The following is an 18,712-nucleotide window of genomic DNA, read 5'->3' as shown; positions in this document are numbered from 1 at the left end:
CTTCGTTTAGGAATTATACTCTATCAGAAATTTCACTATAATGAAGCATTTCTATATTTTACGTAGTTGTACTGAAATGTTTGACTTTCTTCAAGATGGCAATACAAAAAAAGCCTTAACTCCCCTTCGTATGAATATGTGATTTTATAAATAAAAAGTCCGTTTAAATTTTCTAATAAAGCAGTTGAGTTAGGATTCTTCTACATGATGTTTGGAGCTATCTCTTATAACTCGATTGTAAAATTCGATGTTTTGTGCCACTATCTCGTTGGTGTTGAATCTAGCAGTTGCATTTAGATAAGCCCTGTCGGCTTGTTCACACCTATAAATGGGATTCGAGATTAGCCGTTGCAAAGCCTCTGCAAATTCATCGATACGTTTCACCCTGCATTTGCAAACACAGTTACTGTCTCCTATAATCTCTTGAAAACAATCGATATCGGAACAAACAATTGCCTTCCGCAGTAACATTGCCTCCAGTAAGACCAAACCGAAAGTTTCTGCATGGCTTGGAAATATGCAAATATCGGCACTGTTAGCGTATGACATAGTCTTGTCATAAGGTAAGCGACCTAAATACGATACACAACCGATCGATTGCTTTGAAAAGAGAGATTTGCATTTTTCCCATGTCGAAGAACCATTCACTACTGCATCCTGTCCGATGAGAATGAGTTTGACATTGTCGTTTTGCTCGCATATCCTGTTGAAAATAAGAGGCAAATCAAGTACCCCCTTTTTCTCAACAATTGTCCCCCAATAAAGTATCGTTATTGTATTTTTGTTCATGTCACTAGATGAAAGAGGGGGCATGTTTATATCCACAGGATTATATATTACACATTTTCTCTTATTCGAAGACAGACTGAATAATTTATCCGTCAGGTCGAGAGCCTGTCGGCTAACTCCTATATAGGCATCAGAATTACGCAAAGCATTATATTCCATAAGCCGTACGTTCCATGGAGTTTTGTTTCCAGACAAATGATCGAAATACACATTTGAACCATGTAATCTTGTAACTACTGGTACAGATAAACTACAAAAAGCCAAAGGTCCCTCCCAGTCGATAGATTCAACGAGGTCGATGCCAATCTTTGCCACTAATAGATTTAACTTTTTATTTAGATACCTTCTATTGATAAAAGAAGAAAATGGAGACTTATGAGGCTGGTTTATAGGTATCACAGATATACCATCGTCCCACACAGTTTCTGTAAACTTATTGCCCCAATACACAACTGATACCTTCACACCAGTCTCACTCTTAACGATAAGATGAGACAAATGTTTGATAAAAATTCCGATTCCGCCACATTTCATACCCAATATCGGATATTCTGTAGTTAAAAACGCTATATGCATCTCTATTGTATTTTTTGGAAAATATCAATGAAAGATTTTGTTTGTTGCGATGCCAAGTAACGGCGGCAATATTCTTTGTTTGCCGTCATTGGAAATTTTTCGCTAAATACTTGTTTGATGACAGTAACACCTTGCTGAGGAGTATCTATAAAAATACCTATGCCTGCTTTTATCAATTCGGTTCGTGCTTCGCTAGTCATGGGCACCATTGCTAATACAGGCACTTGTAATGCGATATAATCGACCATTTTTGCGAAATTAGTCCACCATAAAGCCGTGTGTCCGGGAATAAGTACTGCTGCTTTTGCATTAACTATCAATTCATACAATTTACGCTGCGGTACATGATTGATATATTCCACGTTGTTACAGATTCCCAAATCATTGACAAATTCTTCCGTTTGTTTTTGATTGATATTCTTATTACCCACAATTTTAAGGGTGCAACCCTTGCCTTTTAATTCCTTAGAATTGACAGCTTCGGCAAATATTTTCAAGAAATTATCTTTATATTCATGGAGGTATTCACCCACGAATATTATATAATTCTCTTTTTCTCTATTTTGAAAAGAAGGCAAATAATCATCATCTACTCCAGTTGGAATAAAATATGATTTATTTGAGTATCGTCCCTCATATAAATCATTAAATATATTCAGGTATGCTCCCGACAGACCAGTAATAGCATCAGCGTATTTAAAAGTATCTTGTTCAATTTTCTTTTGCTTGGCAAAAACAGGAAAATAATCAGAATACATTCGCTTAGCGTATGTGGTAGGATCCCTGAAATCAGCAACCCATTTTACTCCGGTTAGATGTTTAAGTCGCATACCGATTCTATTTGAGGTAAAAGGCAGGCAAGTGGTATATATGATAGATATATCATGTTCTTTAATTATTTTTCGTCCCATCCTCACGGCACTTCTTTCCCAGAATCTAAAGCGGTCGGGAACTTGAATCCATCGGTCTAGTATATATTTATAAAACTTACCGAATAAAGATTGCTTGTTAGAGGTGACTGTATCCGTGCTTTTTGACTGTGCACCAATAGTTTTTGCTTTGGCTGTAATGGCTTTGAGTGAAGTATCTTCTCCTCCAAGCAACATTCTAAGGCCGCGCAATGTCGGTTCTATATAATTGGCTTGATAAATAGGCACGTCTTGGACTTCGTCCAACAAATCAGGATCTTCTAAATATAGATAATTACGATTAACCGTCAGTACTATCGGATTCCAACCTGTACGTTTAAGATATTTTACAAGTTTAAATGCCCTAAATACCGCAGCATGAGTCTGTGGCGGAAAAAAAGGAGTAATTATAAGTATGTTTTTATTCATCGTTTTAATTTGTTTAAAATCAATGCTTTTACTTTTTTCTTATTTTCTTTGTCTAATAGCACATAATAGGACAGAACAACCAATATTATTGAAGAACTAAGAGCCACGATAATCACTCTTGTAAAGGACTCAACCAAGATATGTTGTATGAGTAGGATTGCGGTAAAAGAAGGAATACTTATGAAAAGATTCACTACCATCGTTGTGAAGAAAAAACGTATCGGTTTGAAATCTTCAACATAATGATGGAGTGTATATGAGCAAACGATATAAATCAATAATGTGCTCACTATAGGCAATCCAAAAGCCCAAGTCAAGCCGATACCTTTACTAAACAATAACCAAAGTATCGGAATGACTGATAATGATACTGTCCCCGCCATAAATGAATAAAATTTCAAACGTCCGACAGCTTGTATTCCAATATATATAATATTATTATTCAATGATATGAAGCTTGAGACTATCAATAAAATACAGAATTCAATTGTATATGGAGGAACTTCCACGAGCCATAAATTCATTACATAATGTATTTCAGAGATAAAAGGAATAGCAACCAACAGATATAACACATTTGCCAAACAAGTAGTTTGCTTTAGTAATTGTATCATGGCATTGAAATCGGTCAATGCGTATTGCTTTATAATTTGCGGCCTCGAAGCCATTACCAAATTGGTTGATACTTGTTCAATCATCAGTTGCACAGTTGTTGCCAATCCGGCTGCGGCATTAACAGCTGTACTGCCAAATATATTAAGCAACATATTTGTTCCCTGTTGACGAGTAGTAAAGCAAATATTGGAATAAAGATTCCATCCTGAAAAGCTAAACAGAGAACGGCCGATAACCTTATTCCATTCCCAATTAATCCGGCATTCGTCATAATGCCTAATGCAATAAATGCGATATGTCATTGCAATCAAGAATGAAGATAAGAGCATAAGTCCTCCATATAAAATGAGCTTATCACATACTGTAATAAGTAGAAGTGTAGCGATCAGCAACTTCAACAGTGATCCAACAATTTCCACAATAGCATACACGTCCATTTTTTCGTGCGAAATAAGAGTCGCATTGTATGGAACTTGAGTGATGCTGACCATTGAGGAAATTATTGAAAATTGATACACCCAAACAGCTGCACTCATTCTCTCATCTGGAATGTTCAATTTTTCGAATAACAGCCAAAGTCCGACCGTTTCAGCCAAAAACAAGACTATAATTGCAATTCCTATATGTAATATAAAGGCTGTATTGAATGTTTGTTGGAGTTGTCGAGGGTCATTTTTGGCAAGTTCGACTGTAAGAAAGCGTGAAGTCGCTCCACTCATCGTTACATTCAAAAAGCTAAATAGGACAACAATACCGCCGACAAGTCCATAAATGCCATAATCATCTACACCAAGTGCATTTAACACGATCCGTGATGTATATAGTGATACAATCATGGACAGCAACATACGTGCATAAAGTGCCACTGTATTCTTGAATATTTTTTTATTATTTACGGACGATGTCTTATTCATAGCAAGCTTATGATCTTCCTAATACAGACGGAATGTATCTTTTTATTAAGGTTGTCGCAAAATAGCATATTGCAACAATGAGTGCAAATTCCAATATGGTCCAACTGTAGTTTACAAGATGTAACTTATTGCGCACGATCCAGAATGTATCTACAAATAATATATGTAGCCCCAATAATGCCAAACTGTTAATTCCACACCAAATCAATATTTTATCCAATGGAATAAGTTTCAGCTTTCTCGAATTAAAATATGAATTGATAAACCAATAAAAATTCATAATAAAAACCATTGAAAGCAACAATAGATGCAATGGAAAATTGTTTGATTTTAAGTCAACGTAAGAGGGAAATAGAACGATGAAAACAATGGCGATAATAAGCAAGAATAATGAGTATATCGGTGAAACCTTCATGCCGTACCATTTGTTCCGCATGAAGCAAAAACCAAGATGGTAATAAATCAAGGTAGACATTGTTGTGTCAATAAAATATGGCAAATCAATGTTATTAGCATTTAACCAATATCCTACTCCATATAATAATATACATAATGCGCTGATTGTTAATGCTTTATTGTAGGGGTGATTTTATGTATCAATAAATAAACGAATGAAACCTCGAACAAACAAATTAAAAACCAAATTACATGAAATAAAATAAAAGAGTTTTCATCACCGAGAAAACCATCAAACATACTCGTTACAGGGAGCGAGATCGCTTTTGCCCAATTATGAGTTTCGTTAAGTTTCAAAACGAACAAATATGCGAACAACAAAAAGGCAAAAAAGGCCCAAGGAATCAGTAATTGTCTGGTCTTTTTTGCAAAAAACTCTCTCAAACTGATTGGACGAAAGAAACAGCCTGACACAAAAAAAAAAGGGGCATGTGAAAACTGTAAATAACGGTTTTCAACATGTAAGGGATTTGTATATGACCAAGGATGACCAATAAAATTCCTCCCCCTTTCAATATGTCAAAGGAGACAATCCGATTAGAGTCTACCATCTACAACGTTTTTTTCAAAGATAGCTTTAACATCGAATATGACGTGTTGAGCATTTAGTAACGTTTTTACATCAAAGCCTATAAACTGTTCGTGTGCTACAGCTATAATTGCCGCATCGAATTTCTTATCCAAAGGATGTTGGTTCGTTACCGAGATTCCATATTCTCGCATAACTATATCAGGATTGGCCCAAGGATCATATACGGTGATATGTACGTTATACTCTCGCAAAGCATTGTAAATATCTATAACCTTTGTGTTCCGCACATCAGGACAGTTTTCTTTAAAAGTAAACCCTAATATGAGGATATGAGAGTTGAGCACCTGTATTCCTTTCTTCAGCATCAATTTCGCAACTTGGTTGGCCACATATTCCCCCATACCGTCGTTCATTCGGCGACCGGCTAAGATTATCTCAGGATTATAACCGTGACGTTGTGCACATTGAGCCAAATAATACGGATCAACTCCAATGCAATGGCCTCCAACCAGCCCAGGCTTAAATGGCAGGAAATTCCATTTGGTAGAAGCTGCTTCCAGTACATCCTGTGTATCAATGCCCATTTTAGTAAATATCTTGGATAGCTCATTCACAAATGCGATATTGATATCACGCTGTGAGTTTTCTATTACTTTGGCTGCTTCCGCTACTTTCATCGTAGGAGCGAGATGTGTACCGGCGGTAATTACAGAAGCATATACCTCATTTACTTTCTTACCTATTTCAGGCGTAGAACCGGAAGTAACCTTTTTGATTTTTTCTACTGTATGAAGTTTATCTCCCGGATTTATACGTTCAGGGCTATAGCCAGCAAAGAAATCTTCATTAAATTTCAATCCGGACACTTTTTCCACAACCGGGATACATTCGTCTTCTGTAACACCTGGATAAACAGTAGATTCATACACCACAATATCCCCTTTGGAGATTACCTTACCAACAGTTGTGCTGGCACCGTAAAGCGGAGTCAAATCCGGATTGTTGTTTTTGTCTACCGGAGTGGGAACGGCAACTACATAAAAATTGTAATCACGGATTTCCTCTATATTGGCAGTACACTTAAAACCATTGGCAAGGGCAGATTGGAGTAGTTCATCTGACACTTCGAGTGTCGCATCATGACCTGCCATCAAAGCAGTCACACGAGCTTGGTTCATGTCAAAACCTATCGTTTTATACTTTGTCGAGAAAAGACGAGCCAAAGGGAGCCCTACGTAACCAAGACCAATTACGCAAATTTTAGTTTCATTCATAATTTCATCTGTTATTATTACTTTAAATATTCTTCCAATACCATTTGACAGCCTCTTTCAAACCGTCACGCATACTGTATTGAGGATTGTAACCTAAAAGGGATTTTGCTTTATCAATACATGCCAAGGAATGGGGAATATCCCCCAAGCGGTTGGGACCATGAATTATTTTCACGTTGGCAATTTCGGGGTCAAATTCACTCAAAAATTCTTTCAAGTAACCGACCAACTGGTTTAATGTGGTGCGTTCTCCGAAAGCAGTATTGTATACTTGGTTGGTTGCATTCGGATTTGTCGTGGTCATAGCCAGCATGTTCATTTGAATCACATTGTCTATATAAGTAAAATCGCGGCTATATTCACCATCTCCGTTAATGACAGGACTCTCATGAGCCATGAATTTCTTAACGAACAAAGGAATCACCGCAGCATATGCCCCGAATGGATCTTGACGACGACCGAAAACATTGAAATATCGTAAGCCGATACATTCCATTCCATAGGTTTTGGCAAACACATCGGCGTAAAGCTCGTTTACATACTTTGTTATGGCATAAGGCGAAAGCGGTTTACCAATCACATCTTCTACTTTGGGAAGAGACTGACTGTCTCCATATGTAGAAGAACTTGCTGCATATATAAAACGCTTTACATTGGCATCGCGAGCGGCTGTCAGCATATTTAAGAATCCCGATATATTAGTTTCATTTGTAGTTATAGGATCTTTGATAGAACGTGGAACTGAGCCTAATGCTCCTTCATGCATAACGTAATCTACATTTTCTACAGCTTTCTTACAATCGTTCAGATTCCGTATATCTCCTACGATAAGTTTAAACTTATTCGGATATCGTTGTAGAAATGGAAAAATGTTTTCAGGTTTACCTGTGGAAAAATTATCCAAACAGATTACATCATAGTCGTGAGCCAATAAATACTCACATAAATTGGAGCCGATGAATCCCGCTCCACCAGTAACTAAAACTTTTGTTAATGACATATGGATTGTTGTTTTATGTTGAAGTTGCAAGCCTATTGCTTGATAGGGGTGTAATGATTTATTTTAAGACTGGTTTGGATAAAAGAGAGATTGTGTGTATCTGCTCCAAGTCGATTGTTACAATTTCCATTGAATTCCAGCCTGTTGGATTTTTTTGTATGTATTTTATGCAAATCCACCTAGAGAGAAAAAGTTAAACAGAATCTACAGGTCTTAATAACCGATAATTATAATCTATTTAAACTATAACAGTCTGACTATCAATTAAACAGTTTTGTATATTTTTTGTAATACTCGTACAAATGAACTTTTGAAATATATTGTAATTGTGAATGTCCGTTCCTATATGAGTAATAGCCTTTTCTTTTAATAGCAGCATGGCTTTTTTCTTAATCCGGTTGCCATACATACCCGCTATTGACGGAAGATTGAACTGAAACTTCACTCCCATGTCTTTTAATTGTTGATAATCCGACTCACCCATATAAACATACCGTTCCGGATGGGCAAGAATGGGATAATAGCCTTTAGCCTTGATGCGGAGCAGAATGTTGTTCAATCCCATCGGAGGGTTAAAGTAGGAGGTTTCCACCAGTAGATGGTCACCGCTTTCACCCAAGGGCAGCAGATCGTTCTTTTCCAACCGTTCCTCGAAGAGGTTGTCAAGCATGTTCTCTGAGGCCAGATGCAGTTTTATCGGACCGCTATAGGTGGCTTGAAGTTCAGCGTAACGCTCCCGGAGGTGCAGTGTGGTGTTGGGCATATCTTCCATGATATGCGGTGTAAGCCATACGGATTTTATGCCCAACTCTTCATACAGGCGCAGTATTTCCAATGCTTCTTCCATCGTCTGCACACCGTCGTCCACACCCGGCAGAATGTGCGAGTGACAGTCGGTAAAATTCTTGAATATACCGCTATCTTTCAGCGATATACGTTTCCTGAATGGCCACACAATGATACGAGTATTTTTATATAAAACATTTTATTTTTTTTAATTAATAATCATCCATTTATCCCCACCCTGTTTTCCGTCGGAACCTTAGTGGTATCCTGAGCCGTAACCGTAGTGATAACCATATCGATAGCCATAACGGTATCCATAGCGACCGCCACTTCCCTCGGTCCCGTTCAAGATCAGGGACATGTTCTTGTATTTTTTCTCCTCGTAGATTTTCTCCAATTCAGCAAGCATACTCCGTTCAAGTAATCCTGCACGAACTACGAAAACGGTACGGTCGGCCAGTTTCTCAATAATTTGCGTGTCGGCCACCAGTTCAACGGGCGGACAGTCGATCAGCACATAGTCATATTGCTCCCTTACAGTATCGATTGTCTGCTTTAACCGCTCGTCGAACAATAATTCCGTTGGGTTAGGAGGAATCGTTCCCACGGGTAGTATATCCATAGATTTATGTTTCGGATCGGGTACGATGATCTCATCCAGATTATCGATACGACCTCCCAGATAGTCGCTCAATCCCTTGTCAGGAGAGTCGATATAGGATGATGCAGAGGCGTGGCGCAGGTCTCCGTCGATTACCAGCACTTTTTTTCCTTTGATGGCAAGGCTCACGGCGATGTTCATGGTCAGAAACGATTTGCCGCTGCCCGGATTGAATGAGGTCATGATGATGACATTCGAAGTCTTGTCCTTGCCGGTCATAAATTCCAGGTTGGTACGCAATACGCGGAATGCCTCGTTGATGATGTCACGGTTGCCCTCCTTGACGATAACGGCCTTGACTTCCTGCGGTTTCTTTCCTAATATCCCTTTTTTCTTTCTTGTGAACAGCGGAATTTCACCGATGAACGGTATAGTCAGGTTTTCCAGGTCTTTCCTTCCCCGTACACGGGTATTCATATTCTCGCGCATGAAGATAATGACTATCGGAATGAGCAGCCCCAGAGCGAATGCGACCATAAAGATATTTTTATGCACAGGGGATGTCGGCAACATGCTGCCGTGTGGCGGGGTAACAATGCGGGTATTATAAGCCGTGAACGCCTGTGAGAGTTCGTTCTCTTCACGCTTTTGCAACAGGAATAGGTAAAGAGCTTCCTTTACCTTCTGTTGGCGCTCCACCGAAAGCAGGTACTTGGCCTGTGTTGGGTTGGCCGCTATACGTGATGTCGTCTGTTGCTCCGTCTGCCGCAAACTTTTTATCTGCGAATTCAAGGTCACTATCTGATTGTCGATAGATCTGATTATCGCCCCACGCATGGATGCCAGAGCCTGATCCATATCCACGACCAGCGGATTTTCCGTGCTGCTGTTCGCAACCAGACTGTTGCGCTGCAACAGTTGCTTGTTGTATTCGGCAATCTGCGATTCAATATTGGCGCTTTCAATGCCGGAGTTGGCCGGAAGCAGTTGGGTACGGTTGGCATCGTTGGCTAAATAGTTCCGGATGTAACGGGTCATATAAAGCTGGTTGTTCAGGGACAGGATCTGCGCGTTGGCCGCACTGCTTTGAGCCATATACATACTCGATGCCGCCTGCACGTCGGGCAACAGATGTTCTGACTTGTAAGAGGAGATATCCTCGTCCACATTTCCCAGTTCCCGTTCGATTACGCCCAGACGCTCGTTGATGAACATTGAGGTGCTGACAGCGATCTGGTTTTTGTCCTTCACCCAATTCTCGTTATAAACGGAAATCAACATGCTCAATACATCTTCTGCCCGCTGTGTGGAGTTATCCTTGAATGACAAGTCTATGACTGACGCTTTCTCGCTGTTCAATGAAACGGACAGATTGGACGAGCAGGAGTTGACGGCGTTATACAGACTGGATTTGCCTACATATAATGTATATGCCTCGCCTTTCACGTAATTGGGTGTTGTATGGATAATGATTTTTCCCAATGGCGTAGTGATGGAGTCGAGCAAGCTTCCCTTTACGTCCTTTTCTTCAAGATCTGTCCCGTTACGTATAAAGTCGGATAGGTATAACGTACCGTCCGGCTGTATTTCCAACGTAAAACCGGCTGATTCATTCTCAGGCAAGTCATTTATCGTTACATCCACCGGTAATGTCAGTCCATAGGCTACCTGACGGTGGAATTTTCCCCGAACGAAGTAATTCATATCCAGACGCAACCGTTTAACCACTTCGGTCATTAAAGACGGTGATCGAAAGGTGATGAGTTCGTTATTCACATTTGTACCGGATTGAAACAGCCCGAACTCCGAGAAGGATTCCAAATCCGAGGAGACCGACTTGCCTTTGGAATCCTCTTTGATCAATACCGAAGCGGTACGTGTATATACGGCAGGAGTGCGTAACAGATAGGCAGTAGCGGCACCGATCGTTACCGCTAAAGACAAGACGAACCACTTCCATCTTGCGAGGCACAGGTATAACAGGTCCTGTATTCGCAGGAAATCATCCTGCTGCCCCGGTTTTATATTCTTTTGATTTACGGTCATCATATCTGATTCTATATTATTTTACAATCAACACGGTAATGGTCGTCAGCAACGAGGCCAATGACATCCAGAAAGAGGCTGAGCGGACGTTATTGCCGTTGACGGTCGCCTGCCGTGCTTTCATTGAGTTGGGTTCCACATAAACGATATCGTTCTGCTGCAAATAATACACAGGAGAGGCATAAAGGTCATATCCCGAATTCAGGTTGACCTGATACAGGGTTTTTTTCCCGTTTTCCTCCCGTTGTACCAGCACGTTTTCCCGTTTCCCATAGACGGTAAGGTCCCCGGCCATGCTTAAGGCCTCCAAAAGTGTCAGCTTGTCCTTTTCGATATTGAAACGTCCGGGGGTGGCAACCTCGCCCAACACTGAAACGGTCAGGTTCATAAACTCCACTGTAACAACGGGGTCTTTCACGAGATTCTTTGAAACCAATTCCTCTTTTATATACGAGGCGATCTCCGCGCGTGTCATTCCTGCCACATGGATATGTCCCAGCACAGGAAAATCAATATCCCCATCCTTATTTATTGTATATCCTGATATTCCCTGACTATTGGATGTACCTGATGTCGTACCAATCTGTCGGGATATGATCGGAAGGTTGAAAAGGTTCATTAATAAGGGGTCTTTGCTGTTGACCTGTATGGAAATCTTGTCTTCTGGACGTATCCGGATTTCCAGCGGGTTCAAGACTTGCTCTGCGGTACCCCGTTTCAGGTCCGTGAAATAAGCGACTTTCGGTGTGGCACATGATCCCAATAGAAAGGCCACGGTTAATAAGGATAAAATGTATCTGATTTTCATATTTATTGATTTTTATTTGTTGGTTTTCTGTTCCGATTGAAGTTGTGCGATAGATTTTGTCAGCCTGATGTTGGCGAGAGTCCATATCAATATATCACCCAAAACGATCCAGTTCACATTGAGATAAAGGGACAGAAGAATATTGAGCAGTATGAATATAGTTGACACGGAAACAATGATGATCATGGTATTGCGCTGCTTTATTCCGAGAGCAAGCAGCTTATGGTGGATATGGTTCTTGTCCGGCAGGAACGGGTTCTTTCCGTTGCGTACCCGATGCAGGTAAACCCTGACCACGTCACAGCATGGAACCAGCAAGGGTGAGAAGGCCAGCACCATCGGATGTACATTTCCTGTATTATCGTCTAGTCCGCACATGGTCAGTTTGAGACTGAGGAAACAGAGCATCATGCCGATGGTCAAACTGCCTGTGTCGCCCATGAAGATCTTCCTTCCGTGTTTGGCGTTCCCGAAAACATTGTAATAGAAGAATGGTACCAACACTCCCAATGTGGCAAACGCCAGCATGGCATAAACATACTGATGGAGCATAAAGAAAGTCAGTCCATAAAATAGGCAGGCGATACTGCATAGCCCGGAAGCCAGCCCGTCAATGCCGTCAATCAGGTTGATGGCATTGATGATGAAGACCACGATCAGGATGGTCAGGGGATATCCTAACCATAACGGCACCGCATGGATGCCCAGAACACCGTATAGGTTGTTGATATATACCCCACCGGCAATAAGCATCACGCCGCACAGAATCTGGATGACAAACTTGGCACGATAACGGATACCGATCAGGTCATCGGCCATGCCAACCAGATATAGTACCATGATGGAGCAGAAAGCAAAAGCCAAAGAGCACACGTCGTTCCCGATTTCGGACAATATCTCCGAATGTCCCAGCACCATATTGATTCCTAGCAACAGGGCTATGGTGAAAAACACTACCGGCTTGAATGCGATACCACCCAATCGGGGCACCGCACAATGATGTACCTTCCGCTCATCGGGAAAGTCGAACAATTTCTTACGGAAAGCGATTAGCAGAATCTGGGGAATGACGATACCCGCACAGAGAACACAAAGCAAAAATGCCAGTGAACAATTTACAATCCAAAAATACATATATTCAAATATTATTTTATTTGTGTAAGGCCACGAGGAAGGGGAACTTCATCATCTCCTTTTTGTGTCATCTCTCAAAATTTGTCACAATCGGAATCATTGATGACTTCAATCAAATCGGGATGAACTTCTACCGATATACCCATAATCCCTTCAAGCATCACAACCACCCGGCGGCGACGTTTTCCTTTCACCCGCATGAATACGCCCTTTACTCCATTGAACTTGCCACCGTAAATACATATGTGGGTACCTTTCCGTATGTCAATCTCTTCCGGTTTATAATAAATAGTGTTTTCTTCATACTGCGAGGCAATCTTGATAAAGCTCTCCATTTGCTTATCCGGCACCACGATATATTTCAGTCCCGTGCTTTTCTCCCACATCATGAATTGTAAGAAATTATATTTTTTTTTGAAATCCGTGATCTGTTTTCGGGAAGCATGCACGAAGACGAGATTCGGGATGACTGGTACAAGCCTTTTGGATTTCACTCCGTGATAGACCCTTACGGCATAGTGTTTCGGTATGAAATACTCTAGACCATCCTTGCCTTTGAGCATCTCTTCCGCCTTTTTCTCGTTTTTATAAGCGCTCATGGCGAACCATTGGATTCTAGTTAGATCTTCCCTTGTGGTTATGGGAGTACTCATTCGTCGTGTGTTTTTTAGTTATTACGGCAGGTCAAGATATACCCATAGTTCATCCCAACTTATGTATTGGTCTGTATTATAGTAATTTATGTCTTTTTTGGCTGTCATATCAACCATTCATGCCGTCTTTTATCTTGCCGCATTCCTATTTTTCTCCATAAGAGAAATAGAGGACATAAATATTTAACATATATAATTGATTTACAGGGATTATTCGCTGTAAATACAATCTAGTTTACTCAACATTTGTTATGTAACCACGACATTTAACGAGGTGGCTATTAAGGTTTTTCTTTGTTTTATGCTATTATGTTCAATAATTTATGTATTTTTGCATATTCAAAACATTTCTCTTATGGAGAAAACCGTCATTTATTCAATCTTTTTCAAGCAAGAATTTTGTACTTTCACGGGGCTTTTTCCTTTCTGAATCCATCTTGTCATACAACTGAAAGTATAGGGTATATACTTGTTCATTATATTCCTATGGCATTCGTATAGGAAATTTCTCCTATTTTCGGTGTTTCTCTTTCTGAGAGAAATGGGGTGATTGGTATTTTGATGTATATCAAATATTTATAAGATTGGTATAATCAATTTGCTCAACAAATAATCAGTTTTTTCTAATCATACCTCTTATTTTTTATGGTATGACTAATATTTTTCTTCTGATTTTTAGTGTTTTTTGTGTTATCTTTTGTACTTTTGCATTTACAAATCTTTCTCTCAGAAAGAAAACTTCAATTTGTATAACATAATTCCAACTTATTTTTTGTCAGATAAATAAAAATAATAATTGCCATAGAATAACAGCGGGCCGATTGGGCACGTATGCTGAAACCTATGGCGTAAACTGTTTTATAATGTGAATTAAAGTGTATTTAAAATAATACTGTTCGCTTTATCCACTACGGAGGTGTCTAACGATGCAAGATAAATCCGTGTAGTGCTTTCTGAATCATGTCCCATAGCTTCGCTGATGGTAGCCAACGGAATGTTTTTGCTTCTGGCGATAGAAGCCCAGGCGTGACGTGCCACATAACTCGTCAGCGGAATAGGAAGGCCGATTTGTTTTCCCAATTTCTTTAGTTTTGAATTCACCAGCTGGGCTGCATTCTTGTATTGTTTCCGTTCATCCGTTTTTGCGTCGAGAATGATCGGCAATAGATAAGAAGAACCTATGGTATCGTATTTATCTATGATTTCTTGCATGGGCTTTTCCCATTTGATTACTAGCTGTTGGTTGGTCTTTTTTCTGCGATATGATAAAAAACCGTTTTGCAAATTACTTTTCTTTAGATAAGCCATGTCTATAAATGACATCCCTCGGGTATAAAAACTGAACATAAATAGGTCTCTTGCATATTCCAAAGAGGAGTCGTGACTTAAATCCATATCGCGTATCTGTCGGATAATTTTGGCCGGAACTGCCCGTTTTACAGTTTTATCTATGCCCGTATATACATGTTTAAACGGATATCGCTGTATAACCAATTCTTTTTCTACGGCACGATTATACATGGCTCTGAGGTTTCTCATGTAATAGGAAGTACTGTTCGGACAAATGTCATTAGATTTTAGATATTGTTCATATTCCATCATCAGGTTGGAGTCTATATTGTCGAAAGGGATGTCTCTGCCTTTCTTTCTGAAATTCATGAATCGCTTGAAGCTATTGAGCGTAGTGGTATAAGTTTCTGTGGTGCGTATTTTACCTATTTGTCTCAATTCTTCAATGAGATTCTCACAAAATGACACAAAGTACTCGTTCACAGGAGGAGCGGAATAATATTCAATGATTTCGTCTGCCGTATATTTGTATCCAAGATTCTCAAATCTTATCATAATATCTTTTAGACGTGAGGTGTCTTCCTCAATACATTTTTTTAAAGAAACCAAATACCGATGCCGGTTTTCTCCTGTCTTTGCTGGTATGATTATTTGGGAATTGAAAATATCCCACTCGTCAGGATAAATCTTGTATCCTGAATTTATCTGCCTTGCTACACGATTATGAATTACTTGATAGAACAATGTTCCCGCTTTTCCTTCTATAGAGGAATGTCGATACTTTATTTTTAATGATGCCATTTTTTTGTTTAATTAATATTATATTCTCCAAAATAAATGTTTTGGCGTATTATATGTTTAATAACCAATAAATTAGATAACTGTTTGATTTTGATTATAGTTGGATTTATATTGATATGGCGAAATACTTGGCTATTATATATCAATGTGAATAATGTTGGATTTTATTCTTCTTTTATTTCCGTACTGCCCTTTTCCTTGTTTTCTGCCTCCCCTAATGTACGTTTTTTCATAGCCCCGTCTGAGAGCCTTTGTTTTTGAACGGCAAATTTATTTCGGTGGATGGATACGAAAGAGTTCCGGTCTTCGCCCCTTTGTCCCGAAAAAAATAACGCCGGACGGCTTCGCTGTCCCCAACATTTTTTGTCGTCCAAAACTTTTCTTAATCCCTCCTTCCTTATTGTTGTGTGCCGTAAAAAAAAGGCTCATAAACTCAGATGGGGCATGAAAGCTCAAAAAAAAAGTCGGCAGAAAGAAAAGGCCATCCCGGAAAGGGGTTTTAAAAAAAGGTCTTTAAATCTAGCTGAAGCATAAAATTAGAAGTTTAACCCTTTAAAAATGTGACATATGATTACAGTGACGGAACAACTAAAGAATGTGTTTGAAGCCAACCCTTTGTACTCAAAAGAGGGGCAGGGGCTTAATGCGGAAGTCATCGCAAGGTTTTTCCTTCCTTTTTCTTCGGTGGTATGGTTGGTAACGGAAGCCGAACAGCAGGAAGACGGTGACTGGCTTTTTTTCGGTTATTGCCATATTCAAGAATGGGAATGGGGTTATGTGCTTCTTTCTCAAATTCAAGAGGTGAATGTTCGTGGGTTGACCGTGCAGCTGGATAAAGGACTGAAAACCGGTATAACGGTAAAAGCTTGCCTGAATTGATTAGAGAATAAACGGAGAGGGAACAACCCCTTTCCGCTTTCCAACCGGAATATTGAACTTAAAAACGGAAGTTATGGTTTACGAGACGAATTGCACGGAAATAACACAGGACAAATGGCGTGAGCTGATGAAGTACGGTAGAAAATGCTCCTATCGGCTGCTTACGGCGAGAATCAAGCGGGAATTGCCGGAATTATACCATGCGCTGGCTCTCCAGTTCTATAATCCTTATGCGGAACAGTGCAGGCAGACACCCACACATTATATATTGGTTCATTCGGCCATTGAATATTTTATCAGAAAACAATAAAGGACAAATGGTTATGAAAACAAAAAAGGTTGATAAAAAGAAAACGCTGGCTTATGCGGTGGCATTTTACTTTACGGATGTTTCCGTAAAGTTCATGATGGGGAATGCGATGTATGAGTATGTACATACCGTTTATGACAGGCGGTATGATAACGGTGGCTTTAATACGCTTGCCGTAGTCTATAATTACAAGAGGATGAAGTACGAGGTATTGGTCGTATCGGACGAGAAGGTAGGTGATAAGGAGATTCATATATTATAAGTTTCACAAACAGGGCTTTTGCCATATAAAAACGGCTTTTGAGATGAAAAAGTTATCGGCTTATACGGTTGCATCCAACTGCACCGACTTGACGGATATACGTGACGGCATCGCTGAAATACATGAAGCGATGAAGACTTGCGTTGAATCCGGGAAACATATCCCTTCATTCTATGTTTCCCGGTTGGCCAAACTGGAAACTAAAAAGAAGAAACTGGAGAAACGGACGCAGGTACACATGACCGTCACCATCCGTTTCTTTATAGATGATGATACCCTTACAATGGCAGTCAGGCATTGCCTTTTCTTCAAGCTGGAACCGACTCGGCAGAATGTGATGAAAGCCATCCGTGATGCGGTTCTTAATAACGGACGTTCCATTCTTGACTTTCCGGAAGCATGGGGAGAAGATCTTATGGATGTGTCTTTCTTTGATGTGGAGAATGCCATGAAGAAGCTGCGTTCCTCATTCGGCCTATAAACTTCATTGCATATTTTTCCGAAAGTAAAGTAACCGTTGGATTTTTGGCCAGCGGTTCTTTTTTCAAAAAAGAACCAAAAACTTTGAATACAATCTTTTTTCATCTTCTAACTTATGTATTCGGAAAAAATTCCATGGCATTCAGAAAAGGGATGATAGCGGTTTGGGGATTATAGGGTAGATTTGTGGGGTAAGCTTACAGAGACAGTTTTTATAGGCAGGTTCCGAAAAGCCTTTGAGAGAGTAGGAGAACATGAGTTATAATATATGGCTATAAGTATAAATGATAGACAATTGATTACACAATTTATTACTAATACTCAGAATTTGAATGTTAATTTACCTACAAATGGTGGAGGGTGTGCTAATTTAGTTAGAGGAATTATAGAACAGGCAACAGGAAAAAGAATTTCAGTTAATCCTTTTGGAGCTTCTTTAGAAAGTATGATACAAAAAATAAATACCTATCATGATTTAGCTAAATGTAATAATGGAGATATATTATATTTTGTGCATCTTCCTAATGCTGCTGTAAATTTACATCAAACTATTCATTATGCAATTTTTTGTAATGTTAATAATGCTGGTGTACAGAAAAATGTTATTGGGATAAATGGATTAGCAGATCTTTCTTTTTCTCCCACAGCTTATCATGGTGTTGTAGCATCTGTAATATCTCCGGGTAATTTTAATGGAGTAGGGCAGGTGATATATGATACTGTAGCATTCCCTAATATTCTTGGTGAATTGTATGTTATTGATTATGAATTGATATAGGAATAAGTTTCTTCGTTATTTTATGGCGTACAGTAGTATAGAAATAGAAAAAAACTGAAAATTGAATAGTAAATTTGTTTGCTCCATGTTACGTTTATTACCGCTTGTAATCGGGCTTTGCGCAGACTTTATGTCCTGAAGGCTTTTTAGTACCCCTTCCATTTGGAAGATTTTGACAGCAGCGATGAAGGTGGTGGAGGATATATCCGGCTGGAGGCTTTTCAGTGTGTTCTCCGATGGCTGATATCCTCTCATCTTCAGTTCCAGAATGGTATTGAAGTCATCATTTCGCATAGCCTTCATGAAAGCCTCCTCTTGTTCGTTGGCAATGTCCGGATTTGGATCGTATGCAGTTGCTTGCCGAACAAGAACAGACTTTTTATTAATGTAA

Annotated in this window: 17 protein-coding genes; 5 read left to right on the top strand and 12 right to left on the bottom strand. The window is 39.6% G+C overall.

The window, feature by feature from the left end:
* Window positions 1-189 precede the first annotated feature (189 nt).
* The 12 genes from DWX84_RS18230 to DWX84_RS18165 all read right to left on the bottom strand — a co-directional run bounded on the left by DWX84_RS18230 (window position 190) and on the right by DWX84_RS18165 (window position 15,612).
* Complete coding sequence (locus tag DWX84_RS18230) at window positions 190-1,365, bottom strand: glycosyltransferase family 4 protein (protein WP_005868857.1); 1,176 nt, start codon at window positions 1,363-1,365, stop codon at window positions 190-192.
* A 2-nt stretch (window positions 1,366-1,367) separates the two neighbouring features.
* Entirely contained in the window at window positions 1,368-2,702 is a 1,335-nt protein-coding gene (locus tag DWX84_RS18225; RefSeq protein WP_005868855.1) for a glycosyltransferase, read from the bottom strand.
* On the bottom strand, window positions 2,699-4,231 hold the full coding sequence (locus DWX84_RS18220; protein ID WP_005868853.1) for a lipopolysaccharide biosynthesis protein: 1,533 nt from the start codon (window positions 4,229-4,231) through the stop codon (window positions 2,699-2,701). The genes DWX84_RS18225 and DWX84_RS18220 overlap by 4 nt, the downstream gene beginning before the upstream one ends.
* Before the next feature lie 564 nt (window positions 4,232-4,795).
* Window positions 4,796-5,101 (bottom strand): acyltransferase family protein, encoded by a 306-nt coding sequence (locus DWX84_RS22245; RefSeq protein ID WP_233519614.1) that lies wholly within the window; start codon window positions 5,099-5,101, stop codon window positions 4,796-4,798.
* 123 nt (window positions 5,102-5,224) lie between these two features.
* Entirely contained in the window at window positions 5,225-6,493 is a 1,269-nt protein-coding gene (locus DWX84_RS18205; RefSeq protein ID WP_005868845.1) for a nucleotide sugar dehydrogenase, read from the bottom strand.
* Window positions 6,494-6,515: 22 nt separating this feature from the next.
* Entirely contained in the window at window positions 6,516-7,493 is a 978-nt protein-coding gene (locus DWX84_RS18200) for an SDR family oxidoreductase (RefSeq protein ID WP_005868843.1), read from the bottom strand.
* A 238-nt stretch (window positions 7,494-7,731) separates the two neighbouring features.
* Complete coding sequence (locus DWX84_RS18190) at window positions 7,732-8,448, bottom strand: tyrosine-protein phosphatase (protein WP_005868841.1); 717 nt, start codon at window positions 8,446-8,448, stop codon at window positions 7,732-7,734.
* An 87-nt stretch (window positions 8,449-8,535) separates the two neighbouring features.
* Window positions 8,536-10,926, bottom strand: coding sequence for a polysaccharide biosynthesis tyrosine autokinase (locus DWX84_RS18185; RefSeq protein ID WP_008782414.1), 2,391 nt, complete (start codon window positions 10,924-10,926; stop codon window positions 8,536-8,538).
* A 16-nt stretch (window positions 10,927-10,942) separates the two neighbouring features.
* Entirely contained in the window at window positions 10,943-11,734 is a 792-nt protein-coding gene (locus DWX84_RS18180) for a polysaccharide biosynthesis/export family protein (RefSeq protein WP_005868837.1), read from the bottom strand.
* A 12-nt stretch (window positions 11,735-11,746) separates the two neighbouring features.
* Window positions 11,747-12,868 (bottom strand): MraY family glycosyltransferase, encoded by a 1,122-nt coding sequence (locus DWX84_RS18175; protein ID WP_005868835.1) that lies wholly within the window; start codon window positions 12,866-12,868, stop codon window positions 11,747-11,749.
* 74 nt (window positions 12,869-12,942) lie between these two features.
* Window positions 12,943-13,521 (bottom strand): UpxY family transcription antiterminator, encoded by a 579-nt coding sequence (locus DWX84_RS18170; RefSeq protein WP_005868833.1) that lies wholly within the window; start codon window positions 13,519-13,521, stop codon window positions 12,943-12,945.
* 870 nt (window positions 13,522-14,391) lie between these two features.
* Window positions 14,392-15,612 carry a site-specific integrase gene (locus DWX84_RS18165; protein ID WP_005868829.1) on the bottom strand — a complete coding sequence of 407 codons (1,221 nt, stop codon included), beginning with the start codon at window positions 15,610-15,612 and terminating at the stop codon, window positions 14,392-14,394.
* Between the two features lie 567 nt (window positions 15,613-16,179).
* On the opposite strand from DWX84_RS18165, the gene DWX84_RS18155 reads away from it, so the two are divergent.
* From DWX84_RS18155 to DWX84_RS18135, 5 genes are all read left to right on the top strand, one after another.
* Window positions 16,180-16,491: a DUF2958 domain-containing protein gene (locus tag DWX84_RS18155; RefSeq protein ID WP_005868826.1), complete on the top strand. Its 312-nt coding sequence runs from the start codon at window positions 16,180-16,182 to the stop codon at window positions 16,489-16,491.
* Window positions 16,492-16,564: 73 nt separating this feature from the next.
* Entirely contained in the window at window positions 16,565-16,801 is a 237-nt protein-coding gene (locus DWX84_RS18150; protein ID WP_005868824.1) for a hypothetical protein, read from the top strand.
* A 13-nt stretch (window positions 16,802-16,814) separates the two neighbouring features.
* Window positions 16,815-17,063, top strand: coding sequence for a hypothetical protein (locus DWX84_RS18145; protein ID WP_005868823.1), 249 nt, complete (start codon window positions 16,815-16,817; stop codon window positions 17,061-17,063).
* A gap of 43 nt (window positions 17,064-17,106) precedes the next feature.
* Entirely contained in the window at window positions 17,107-17,544 is a 438-nt protein-coding gene (locus DWX84_RS18140) for a hypothetical protein (protein ID WP_005868821.1), read from the top strand.
* Between the two features lie 267 nt (window positions 17,545-17,811).
* Window positions 17,812-18,321: a hypothetical protein gene (locus tag DWX84_RS18135; RefSeq protein ID WP_007569216.1), complete on the top strand. Its 510-nt coding sequence runs from the start codon at window positions 17,812-17,814 to the stop codon at window positions 18,319-18,321.
* The last annotated feature ends 391 nt before the right edge of the window (window positions 18,322-18,712 follow it).

This window comes from Parabacteroides sp. AF21-43 (assembly GCF_003635435.1).
GTDB lineage: Bacteria > Bacteroidota > Bacteroidia > Bacteroidales > Tannerellaceae > Parabacteroides > Parabacteroides distasonis.
Note: the sequence above shows the minus strand (reverse complement) of the source record. Positions and strands in the feature narration are given on the sequence as shown.